This window comes from Streptomyces sp. NPDC057900, from assembly GCF_042887885.1.
In the GTDB taxonomy this organism is placed as follows: Bacteria; Actinomycetota; Actinomycetes; order Streptomycetales; family Streptomycetaceae; genus Streptomyces.
Window position 1 is genome coordinate 42,580 of the sequence record NZ_JBHVOI010000003.1, and the last position, 10,438, is coordinate 53,017.

Genomic DNA, 10,438 nt, shown 5'->3' on the forward strand with positions numbered 1-10,438 from the left:
GCGCCTCGGATCATTCGGCGCCCAGGGCGGGGGCGGGTGCGCCCGGGTAGTCCGGCGGCGGGCTCAGCCGCTGCCCGGGGCGGCCCCCCATCTCGTACTTCAGAAGCTTCCGGGCCTTCTCGGGATCCGTCTCGCCCTCTCCGTACGAAGGGCAGAGCGGGGCGATCGGGCAGGCGCCACAGGCGGGCTTGCGGGCGTGGCAGATGCGGCGCCCGTGGAAGACGACGCGGTGCGAGAGCATCGTCCACTCGCTCTTGGGGAAGATCGCCGCCACATCGGCCTCGACCTTCACCGGATCCTCCTGGTCGGTCCACTTCCAGCGGCGCACCAGCCGACCGAAGTGGGTGTCGACAGTGATCCCCGGTACGCCGAAAGCGTTCCCCAGTACGACGTTGGCGGTCTTGCGGCCGACTCCCGGCAACGTCACGAGGTCCTCCAGACGGCCGGGCACCTCGCCGTCGAAGTTGTCCCGGAGGGCGGTGGAGAGGCCCATCAGCGACTTGGTCTTGGCGCGGAAGAAGCCGGTCGGCCGAATGATCTCTTCCATTTCCTCCGGGACCGCCGCGGCCATGTCCTCGGGGGTGGGGTAGGCGGCGAAGAGCGCGGGGGTGGTCTGGTTGACCCTCAGATCGGTCGTCTGAGCGGAGAGGACCGTGGCTACGAGGAGCTCGAAGGCGTTCCGGAAGTCCAGCTCCGGGTGGGCGTAGGGGTAGAGCTCGGCCAGCTCGCGGTTGATCCGACGGGCCCTGCGCACCATGGCCAGGTGCGATTCCGGCTTGGCGCTCGCCTTCGGCTTGGCGCTCGCCTTGGGCTTGGGCTCGGGGGTCGACTTCGGCTTGGACTTCGGGGCGACCTTCGGCTTCGACTTCGGGGGGACCTTCGACTCCGACTCCGACTTCAGGTCCGGCTCCGGCTCCGCCTTCGCGCCAGTGCCGCTCTTTGATCCCACCCGTTTCGCCGTCCTCACCGGTTCCGTCGTCCCCACCCGTTTCATCCGTCCAGCCGGGCTTTTTGTCGCATTTTTCGCTCCACTCGTGACCTGTTCGCCCACAGCGGAATCGTGGCCCTCCGACACCCCATCAACCCCCTTGGCCTGCGCTCTCACCGGCGTTCCGGACACCCGGCCAGCCTAGAGCCAGGCACTGACATCCGCCCCGGTCACCGATGATCCGCCCCCAATCGGCCCCCTGCCGTACGTCTCGGCACGCACGTGCGTCAAACTGGTTTGTGATTGATCGCACTGTTTTACCGTCCGGCATGATGGGGACCACGGTTCCCTGAACAGGCCGACAAGGAGAGAACTCGTGGACGACGTTCTGCGGCGCGCCCCGCTTTTCGCGGCGCTCGATGACGAGCAGGCCGCGGAGCTCCGCGCCTCGATGAGTGAGGTGACCCTCGCGCGCGGCGACGCGCTGTTCCACGAGGGTGACCCGGGCGACCGCCTCTATGTGGTCACCGACGGCAAGGTGAAGCTCCACCGCACCTCGCCCGACGGCCGCGAGAACATGCTGGCTGTCCTCGGCCCCGGCGAGCTGATCGGTGAGCTCTCGCTCTTCGACCCGGGCCCGCGCACCGCCACCGCTACCGCGCTGACCGAGGTGAAGCTCCTCGGCCTCGGCCACGGCGACCTCCAGCCCTGGCTGAACGTGCGCCCCGAGGTGGCCACGGCCCTGCTGCGCGCTGTCGCACGGCGCCTGCGCAAGACCAACGACCAGATGTCCGACCTGGTCTTCTCCGACGTGCCGGGCCGTGTCGCCCGTGCGCTCCTCGACCTGTCGCGCCGCTTCGGCGTCCAGTCCGAGGAAGGCATCCACGTCGTCCACGACCTGACGCAGGAGGAGCTGGCCCAGCTGGTCGGTGCCTCCCGCGAGACGGTCAACAAGGCCCTGGCCGACTTCGCCGGCCGCGGCTGGCTGCGGCTGGAGGCCCGCGCGGTGATCCTGCTCGACGTGGAGCGGCTGGCCAAGCGGTCCCGCTGACCCGTCGTCGTACGCAACGCCCGAGGGGCCCCGCCGGTGACCGGCGGGGCCCCTCGGGCGCGTCACAGGGCAGGGACCGTCAGATCAGCCCGTGCTCCCGCAGGTACTCCAGCTGCGCCCGCACCGAGAGCTCCGCCGCCGGCCACAGCGACGGGTCCACGTCCGCGTACACGTGCGCCACCACCTCCGACGACGTCCGGTACCCGGCCTCCACCGCCGTCTCCACCTGGGCCAGCCGGTTCGCGCGGTGCGCCAGGTAGAACTCGACCGCGCCCTGCGCGTCGTCCAGCACCGGCCCGTGCCCCGGCAGCACCGTGTGCACCCCGTCGTCGACCGTCAGCGAGCGCAGCCGCCGCAGCGAGTCGAGGTAGTCCCCGAGACGCCCGTCGGGGTGCGCCACCAGCGTCGTCCCGCGGCCGAGGATCGTGTCCCCCGTCAGCACCGCGCGGTCGGCGGGCAGATGGAACGAGAGCGAGTCCGCGGTGTGGCCCGGGGTCGGCACCACGTACATCTCCAGCCCGCCGGTCGTGATCACGTCACCCGTGCCCAGGCCCTCGTCCCCCAGCCGCAGCCCGGGATCGAGCGCGCGCACCTTCGTACGGGTCAGCTCCGCGAACCGCGCCGCGCCCTCCGCGTGGTCGGGGTGGCCGTGGGTGAGGAGCGTGAGGCCGACCCTGCGGCCCGCGCGCTCTGCGGTGTCGATGACGGCCCGCAGGTGGACGTCGTCCAGCGGCCCCGGATCGATGACCACCGCGAGGTCCGAGTCGGGCTCCGCGACGATCCAGGTGTTGGTGCCGTCCAGCGTCATCGGCGACGCGTTGGGCGCGAGGACGTTGACCGCACGGGTGGTGGCGGGTCCGGAGAGCACCCCGCCGCGCGGCTGTCCGGGCAGCGCTGCCGCGTCGCTCATACCGCTCCACCGCCCGTGCCGTCGGCCTCGCCCGTGCCGTCGGCCCCGCCCTTGCTGCCTCCGCCGGCCGCCGGGATGTGCTTGGTGAACTCCGCGTACCCCGGCCAGCTCAGCACCAGCTCGTCGCCCTCCAGGCGCGCCTGTGCGAGTACGGGGGCGAGGTCCTGGGCCGATGACGCCTCCAGCGCCTGTGCGGCGGTGGCGTGGGCCCTGAGCCCGCGCAGCGTCGAGACCGTCGGCGGCATCATCAGCAGTTCGCCGCGGTCGTAGCCGTCGGCCGCCTCCCCCGGGCTGATCCACACCGTCCGGTCGGCCTCCGTGGAGGCGTTACGGGTGCGCTGGCCGGCCGGGAGCGCGGCCACGAAGAACCAGGTGTCGTAGCGGCGCGGTTCGAACTCCGGAGTGATCCAGCGCGCCCACGCGCCGAGCAGATCCGAGCGCAGGACCAGTCCGCGGAGCTCCAGGAACTCCGCGAACGACAGCTCCCGTGCGACCAGCGCCTCACGATCGGCCTCCCAGTCCGCACCGGTCGTGTCCGAGACGACGGTGCCCGCAGTCGGGCCCGCGAGCAGGACGCCCGCCTCCTCGTACGTCTCCCGGACCGCCGCGCAGAGGATCGCCTGGGCCTCTGCGGGGGTGCCGACCCCGAGCCGCCGCGCCCAGCTCTCCAGTGCGGGCCCGGCCCAGCCGACGAGCCGGTCGTCGTCGCGCGGGTCGACCCCGCCACCCGGATAGGCGTACGCCCCTCCGGCAAAGGCCATCGAGGTGCGCCGGCGCAGCATGTGGACAGTGGGCCCGCCCCCGGTACCGGCGACGGCGTCCCGGAGCAGCATCACGGTGGCGGCCCGGCGGGGGGTGGCGGCCGTCAGTTCGCCGGTGGCGAGAGCCCGGATCCGGTCGGGCCATTCCGGTGGGTACCACTGACCATTGGACATGGCGGGAGGCTATCCGGAACCGCGAGGATGTTCGAGGGGGGCCGGGATCCGTACATGCCCCGTACACAGATGATCGCCACCGGCACACAGCTGATCGGCTCCCTCCGTACATAGAAGATCCCGCCCGGTCGTCGTGACCGGGCGGGATCGGAGGAAGTCGGCGACGTCGGCGGAGTCGGCGACGTCGGCGGAGTCGGCGACGTCGGCGGAGTCGGCGACGTCGGCGGCTGAGGCCGGTTCAGACCCCGGTCAGTTCGACCTGGATCTCGACCTCGACCGGTGCGTCCAGCGGCAGCACCGCGACGCCCACGGCGCTGCGCGCGTGCACGCCCTTGTCCCCGAGGACGGCACCGAGCAGCTCGCTCGCGCCGTTGATCACGGCGGGCTGGCCGGTGAAGTCCGTGGCCGAGGCGACGAAGCCGACGACCTTCACGACACGCGCGATCCGGTCCAGGTCGCCCGCGACCGACTTCACCGCGGCGAGCGCGTTGAGGGCGCAGGTCTTCGCCAGCTCCTTGGCCTCGTCGGGCGTGACCTCCGCGCCGACCTTGCCGGTGACGGCGAGCTTGCCGTCCACCATCGGCAGCTGGCCGGAGGTGTACACGTACACCCCTGACTGCACGGCGGGCTGGTACGAGGCCAGCGGCGGCACGACGGCCGGCAGGGGCAGTCCGAGCTCGGCGAGCTTCGCCTCGACGACGCCCGCCACTACTGCTTCTCCCGCTTCAGGTAGGCCACGAGCTGCTCGGGGTTGTTCGGGCCGGGAACGACCTGGACCAGCTCCCAGCCGTCCTCGCCCCAGGTGTCCAGAATCTGCTTGGTCGCGTGCACGAGAAGGGGCACGGTCGCGTATTCCCACTTGGTCATGGCCCGACTGTAATGCCTGTGCAATCCACGAGACGCGCAGCCTCGTGCGTAGCCTGCGGTACGACTGGTTAGGCTCGAATACGTGAGCAGGTTCCAGGTCGTCAGCGGCAAGGGCGGTACCGGTAAGACCACGGTCGCCGCCGCCCTCGCGCTTGCCCTCGCGACCGAGGGCAAGCGCACCCTCCTCGTCGAGGTCGAGGGCAGACAGGGCATCGCCCAGCTCTTCGAGGCGGACGCCCTCCCCTACGAGGAGCGCAAGATCGCCGTCGCACCGGGCGGCGGGGAGGTGTACGCCCTCGCGATCGACGCCGAGCGCGCCCTCCTCGACTATCTCCAGATGTTCTACAAGCTCGGCAGCGCGGGCCGGGCGCTCAAGAAGCTCGGCGCGATCGACTTCGCCACCACGATCGCGCCCGGCGTCCGGGACGTCCTGCTGACCGGCAAGGCCTGCGAGGCGGTGCGCCGCAAGGACAAGCAGAACCGGTTCGTCTACGACTACGTGATCATGGACGCCCCGCCGACCGGCCGGATTACCCGCTTCCTCAACGTGAACGACGAGGTGGCGGGGCTGGCCCGGATAGGCCCGATACACAATCAGGCCCAGGCCGTGATGAGGGTGCTGAAGTCCCCCGAGACCGCGGTCCATCTGGTGACCCTCCTGGAGGAGATGCCGGTCCAGGAGACCGCCGACGGCATCGCCGAGCTCCGGGCGGCCGAACTGCCGGTGGGCCGGGTCATCGTGAACATGGTGCGCCCGCATCTGCTGGACGAGGACGCGCTGCGCACCGCCGCGGGCGGCCGCCGCAAGGAGATCGCCAAAACACTCACCCGGGCAGGCGTGACCGGCTCCGCGGCCCTCGTGCGCCCGCTGCTCGCGCAGGCCGCCGAGCACGCCCAGCGGGTCGAGCTGGAGCGTGAACAGCGCGCGGTCCTGGCAGGCCTCGGACTTCCGGGTTACGAACTCCCGCTGATCGGCGAGGGCGTGGACCCTGCCGGACTGTACGAACTCGCTACGGAGCTCCGTAAGCAAGGTGTGGGCGAAGGGGCGGCGGGACAAGGAGTGGGTTCATGACATCGGACAGAAACCACGACGGTGGCAGCGACCACGACGGTGTCGCGGCGGCGACCGCCCCCGTCCTGGACACCGACGCCCTCCTCGACGATCCTGACATCCGGATCATCGTGTGCTGCGGCTCGGGCGGAGTAGGCAAGACCACGACCGCCGCGGCACTGGGCGTACGCGCGGCCGAGCGGGGCCGCAAGGTCGTCGTCCTCACCATCGATCCGGCCCGCAGGCTCGCCCAGTCCATGGGCATCGACTCGCTGGACAACATCCCCCGCCAGGTGAAGGGCATCGAGACAGCGGGCTCCGGTCAGCTGCACGCCATGATGCTCGACATGAAGCGGACGTTCGACGAGATCGTCGAGGCGCACGCGGACGGTGAGCGGGCCCGCGCGATTCTGGAGAACCCCTTCTACCAGTCCCTGTCGGCCGGCTTCGCGGGCACGCAGGAGTACATGGCGATGGAGAAGCTCGGTCAGCTCAGGGCGCGCGAGGAGTGGGACCTGATCGTCGTCGACACCCCACCGTCGCGTTCCGCGCTTGATTTCCTGGACGCGCCGAAGCGGCTCGGCTCGTTCCTGGACGGGAAGTTCATCAAGCTGCTGATGGCCCCGGCGAAAATGGGCGGCCGGGCCGGGATGAAGTTCCTCAATGTGGGCATGTCGATGATGACCGGAACGCTCGGGAAGCTGCTCGGTGGCCAGTTCCTGAGGGACGTACAGACTTTTGTCGCCGCGATGGACACCATGTTCGGCGGGTTCCGCACCCGCGCCGATGCGACGTTCAAGCTGCTCCAGGCACCCGGCACGGCGTTCCTCGTCGTCGCGACGCCGGAGCGGGACGCGCTCCGCGAGGCGGCGTACTTCGTGGAGCGGCTGGCCGCGGAGGACATGCCGCTGGCGGGGCTGGTCCTCAACCGGGTGCACGACAGTGAGGCCGCCCGGCTCTCGGCCGGGCAGGCGCTGGCCGCCGCAGAAAATCTTGATGCGGCCGGCATTGTGGATCAGGGGGCCGGGAAGGCTGGACTTCGTGAGCCCGCCGCCTCCCCCGCGGCCGGGACCGCACAGACCACGGACACCCCTGGAGCCGCCACCCCCGACCTGTCCGAGCACGTCTCGGAGTACGAGCACGAACCCGAACACAGACATGAGCAGGCGCCCGCCGACGTACCGGAGGCCACACCGGAGGCAGGCGCAGACACAGATGCGGGCTCGGACACAAAAGCAGGCTCAGACGTGGATACGTCCGCTGCCCCGGGTGTCTCCGTTGCCCCGGGTGTCTCCGTCGAGCAGCTGACCGCCGGTCTGTTGCATCTGCACGCCGAAAGGATGCAGGTGGTCGCGCGCGAACAGCACACACGCGACCGTTTCACCGCGCAACATCCCGAGGTGGCCGTGACAGCGGTGGCAGCGCTGCCCGGAGATGTCCATGACCTCACAGGGCTACGAGCCATCGGGGACCGGCTCGCGACCGGTTCCGCTCCGGCCGGAGCTGTCCAGCCACCCCGTAATCCGTAGGTAGTGCACGTCATTCCGTAGGCAGTGCACGTCGGGACCCCGCCCACATCACGTGGACCGCACTACGTGGTCCGCACCACGGGGCCGGGCCGCTCACCCACCGTCCCGGGGGTCACCCCACGGCGGCGAGCGTCTCGTGCAGCTCGTCGTCCTCCAGCCCGATCGCCACGGGCAGGATGCCCGTGGACCGCTCGTACTCGCTGCGTGCGGTCTCCAGCAGCCGGCGCCAGGACGTGACGGTCGGGCGCCTGCGCAGCAGTGCGCGGCGCTCCCGCTCGGTCATTCCGCCCCACACGCCGAATTCGACGCGATTGTCCAGCGCATCGGCCAGGCACTCGGTCCGCACCGGACATCCGGTGCACACCGCCTTGGCCCTGTTCTGCGCTGCCCCTTGTACGAACAGTTCATCCGGATCGGTAGTGCGGCAGGCTGCCTGCGCACTCCAGTCGGTTACCCAGCCCATCCCGGCGCCGTCCTCTCCCGAATCGAGGCTCCCCCACGGCGACAGCGGCATATTCACCGCTGCCAGTTGAGGACGTTACGGAAGGTGGCGACAGCACAACACCCCCTTCGGGCCCAATCTTGAATGGCCCGAACGGACTATGCGTATGCGGCAGATCACCCAGGGGAGTGAGGTGAGGACATCCGCGACTATCCCCAGGGAATCGGGACAGACCATCTGAGACACAACGGACGTTCGATGACACACGAGGCGTTTTCGGGAGCGCCTGAATCGTGGTCGGGCCATCCACAGGGTCATGCACGGGGGTTGATACGAAACCGGACTGCTGTGACAGTTGAGAGCAGCTTAGGCCAAGGCATATACGTGTGTCCGGCGAATGAGAACGTAGGCTGCCCCCATGCCAAAGAAGCGCTCGGGCGGGGGTCTCACGACGACCCAGCAGGCCGCCAAGTTCCTCGGTGTCGCCGCACTCTCCGGAGTGGTCCTGGCGGGCATCGCGCTGCCGGCCGCCGGAGCACTGGGTCTCGCCGCCAAGGGGACGGTCGACGGATTCGACGAGATCCCGGCCAATCTGAAGACTCCGCCGCTGATGCAGCGAACCACGATTCTGGACAACCAGGGCGGCCAGATCGCCACGGTCTACTCCCGCGACCGCACTGTGGTGCCGCTGAAGAACATCTCGCCGTACATGCAGAAGGCGATCATCGCGATCGAGGACGCCCGTTTCTACGAGCACGGCGCGGTCGACCTCAAGGGCATCCTGCGCGCGATGAACCGCAACGTTCAGTCGGGCGGGACCGCGCAGGGCGCGTCGACCCTCACCCAGCAGTACGTGAAGAACGTCTTCGTCGAGGAGGCGGGCGACGACCCGGCCAAGGTCGCCGAGGCCACCCAGCAGACGCTCGGCCGCAAGGTCCAGGAGCTGAAGTACGCGATCCAGGTCGAGGAAGAGCTCGGCAAGAAGAAGATCCTGGAGAACTACCTCAACATCACCTTCTTCGGGCAGCAGGCGTACGGGGTCGAGGCGGCCTCGCAGCGCTACTTCTCGAAGTCGGCGAAGGACCTGAAGGTGGAGGAGGCGGCGCTGCTGGCCGGCATCGTGCAGTCGCCGAGCCGCTACGACCCCGTCAACGACACGGAGGAGGCGACGAAGCGTCGCAACACCGTGCTCCAGCGGATGGCGGATGTCGGGGACATCTCGAAGGCCGAGGCCGCCAAGGCCCAGGCGACGCCGATCAAGCTGAAGGTCAAGCGGCCGCAGAACGGCTGCATCACCGCGGTCAGCGGCTCCGGCTTCTTCTGCGACTACGTACGGCAGATCGTCACGGGCGACCCCGCCTTCGGGAAGACCGCGAAGGACCGCGCCAAGCTCTGGGCGACCGGTGGTCTCACGATCAAGACGACGCTCGACCCGCGCTCCCAGGCCGCCTCCAACGAGGCCGCGACCTCCCGGGTCAACAAGGACGACAAGATCGCCGACGCGGTCGTGCAGGTGAAGCCGGGCACGGGCCAGATCACGGCGATGGCGCAGTCCCGCCCGTACGGACTGGACCAGTCCAAGCACCAGACCGTGCTGAACCTGAACGTCGACCACAAGATGGGCGGCAGCTACGCCGGCTTCCAGGTGGGGTCGACCTTCAAGCCGATCACCGCGGCGGCGGCCCTGGAGAAGGGGATCAGTCCGGCACAGGACTTCACCACCGACCACCAGATCTCGCTGCCCGGCGAGAGCTTCCGCACCTGCGAAAACCGGCCCGCCGACAACCGCCCCTGGGACGTGTCGAACGAGCTGGAGACGGAGAAGGGCAACTTCGACATGACCAGCGCGCTGGGCAAGTCGATCAACACCTACTTCGCGAAGCTGGAGCAGAAGGCCGGTCTCTGCGAGACGCTCACGATGGCGGAGAAGGTCGGCTACATCCGCGGCAACAACAAGCCGTTGCAGCCGGTCGCCTCCACCACTCTCGGTGGCCAGGAGTCGACTCCGCTGGCGATGGCCTCGGTGTACGCGGCCTTCGCCAACCGGGGCAAGTACTGCTCCCCGATCGCGATCCTCTCGGTGACCAGCCCGAACGGCAAGCAGCTCGACGTTCCGAAGTCGAAGTGCACGCAGGCCATGAGCGAGCACACCGCCGACACCATCAACCAGATGCTCAAGGGCGTGGTGGCGGACGGCACCGGACAGCAGGCGGGTCTCACCGACCGCGACAACGCGGGCAAGACCGGTACCACCGACGAGCGCAAGAACGCCTGGTTCGTCGGCTACACGCCGAACCTGTCCACGGCGGTGTGGGTCGGCAGTGACGGTGCCAGGCAGATCCCGATGAGCAACATCACCATCGGTGGTCAGTACTACGACGACGTCTGCGGTGGCTGTCTGCCCGGCCCGATCTGGAAGACCGCGATGACCGGCTCCCTGAACGCCTCCGAGACGCCGGCCTTCAACGCGGTCGACGTACCGCGGGCGAAGCCGAAGGAAGACAAAGGCAAGAAGGACAAGGAGAAGAAGAAGCCGGGCAACGGCGACAACAAGCCCGGCGGCGACAGCCCCTTCCCCGGCATCAGCATTTCGCCGGACCTGATCGGCGGCAACAACGGCCACGGCGGCCGAGGCCACGGCAACAACGGCACGCAAGGTCCCTGACCTGCCGCTCAGCCGCATGGTCCAGACGTGAAGTGGGGCGCCCCCCGGCCGGGGGGCGCC

At 69.5% G+C, this 10,438-nt stretch carries 10 protein-coding genes; 4 read left to right on the plus strand and 6 right to left on the minus strand.

Annotated elements, in window-relative coordinates; translation table 11 throughout:
• Positions 1-10: 10 nt before the first annotated feature.
• The gene (gene nth / locus ACFVQ0_RS14465; protein WP_390087889.1) at positions 11-949 is read right to left on the minus strand and encodes an endonuclease III; all 939 of its coding nucleotides are present in this window, start codon (positions 947-949) and stop codon (positions 11-13) included.
• A gap of 355 nt (positions 950-1,304) precedes the next feature.
• Here nth and ACFVQ0_RS14470 point away from each other — a divergent pair, with 355 nt between their 5' ends.
• Positions 1,305-1,979, plus strand: coding sequence for a Crp/Fnr family transcriptional regulator (locus ACFVQ0_RS14470; RefSeq protein ID WP_024490688.1), 675 nt, complete (start codon positions 1,305-1,307; stop codon positions 1,977-1,979).
• A gap of 79 nt (positions 1,980-2,058) precedes the next feature.
• On the opposite strand, the gene ACFVQ0_RS14475 is transcribed toward ACFVQ0_RS14470, so the two are convergent.
• The 4 genes from ACFVQ0_RS14475 to ACFVQ0_RS14490 all read right to left on the minus strand — a co-directional run bounded on the left by ACFVQ0_RS14475 (position 2,059) and on the right by ACFVQ0_RS14490 (position 4,691).
• Positions 2,059-2,889, minus strand: coding sequence for an MBL fold metallo-hydrolase (locus ACFVQ0_RS14475; protein WP_390087891.1), 831 nt, complete (start codon positions 2,887-2,889; stop codon positions 2,059-2,061).
• Positions 2,886-3,824: an NUDIX hydrolase gene (locus ACFVQ0_RS14480; protein ID WP_390087893.1), complete on the minus strand. Its 939-nt coding sequence runs from the start codon at positions 3,822-3,824 to the stop codon at positions 2,886-2,888. Before ACFVQ0_RS14480 ends, ACFVQ0_RS14475 begins: the two co-directional genes overlap by 4 nt.
• Positions 3,825-4,062: 238 nt before the next feature.
• Positions 4,063-4,533, minus strand: a complete 471-nt coding sequence (locus ACFVQ0_RS14485; protein WP_390087895.1) for a RidA family protein — start codon at positions 4,531-4,533, stop codon at positions 4,063-4,065.
• Positions 4,533-4,691 (minus strand): DUF4177 domain-containing protein, encoded by a 159-nt coding sequence (locus tag ACFVQ0_RS14490; protein ID WP_003991873.1) that lies wholly within the window; start codon positions 4,689-4,691, stop codon positions 4,533-4,535. The genes ACFVQ0_RS14485 and ACFVQ0_RS14490 overlap by 1 nt, the downstream gene beginning before the upstream one ends.
• An 82-nt stretch (positions 4,692-4,773) precedes the next feature.
• Between ACFVQ0_RS14490 and ACFVQ0_RS14495 the strand changes: the two genes are divergently transcribed.
• Positions 4,774-5,763, plus strand: coding sequence for an ArsA family ATPase (locus ACFVQ0_RS14495; RefSeq protein WP_390087897.1), 990 nt, complete (start codon positions 4,774-4,776; stop codon positions 5,761-5,763).
• Positions 5,760-7,271 carry an ArsA-related P-loop ATPase gene (locus ACFVQ0_RS14500; RefSeq protein ID WP_390087898.1) on the plus strand — a complete coding sequence of 504 codons (1,512 nt, stop codon included), beginning with the start codon at positions 5,760-5,762 and terminating at the stop codon, positions 7,269-7,271. Before ACFVQ0_RS14495 ends, ACFVQ0_RS14500 begins: the two co-directional genes overlap by 4 nt.
• Positions 7,272-7,383: 112 nt before the next feature.
• On the opposite strand, the gene ACFVQ0_RS14505 is transcribed toward ACFVQ0_RS14500, so the two are convergent.
• Positions 7,384-7,734: a WhiB family transcriptional regulator gene (locus ACFVQ0_RS14505; protein ID WP_185092287.1), complete on the minus strand. Its 351-nt coding sequence runs from the start codon at positions 7,732-7,734 to the stop codon at positions 7,384-7,386.
• A gap of 397 nt (positions 7,735-8,131) precedes the next feature.
• Between ACFVQ0_RS14505 and ACFVQ0_RS14510 the strand changes: the two genes are divergently transcribed.
• Complete coding sequence (locus ACFVQ0_RS14510; RefSeq protein ID WP_390087900.1) at positions 8,132-10,378, plus strand: transglycosylase domain-containing protein; 2,247 nt, start codon at positions 8,132-8,134, stop codon at positions 10,376-10,378.
• Positions 10,379-10,438 lie beyond the last annotated feature (60 nt).

Excerpts from the sequence above, each read along its gene's own strand:
- ACFVQ0_RS14475 (WP_390087891.1), bottom strand. The coding sequence starts at position 2,889 with ATGAGCGACGCGGCAGCGCTGCCCGGACAGCCGCGCGGCGGGGTGCTC.
- ACFVQ0_RS14480 (WP_390087893.1), bottom strand. The coding sequence starts at position 3,824 with ATGTCCAATGGTCAGTGGTACCCACCGGAATGGCCCGACCGGATCCGG.
- ACFVQ0_RS14490 (WP_003991873.1), bottom strand. The coding sequence starts at position 4,691 with ATGACCAAGTGGGAATACGCGACCGTGCCCCTTCTCGTGCACGCGACC.
- ACFVQ0_RS14500 (WP_390087898.1), top strand. The coding sequence starts at position 5,760 with ATGACATCGGACAGAAACCACGACGGTGGCAGCGACCACGACGGTGTC.
- ACFVQ0_RS14505 (WP_185092287.1), bottom strand. The coding sequence starts at position 7,734 with ATGGGCTGGGTAACCGACTGGAGTGCGCAGGCAGCCTGCCGCACTACC.
- ACFVQ0_RS14510 (WP_390087900.1), top strand. The coding sequence starts at position 8,132 with ATGCCAAAGAAGCGCTCGGGCGGGGGTCTCACGACGACCCAGCAGGCC.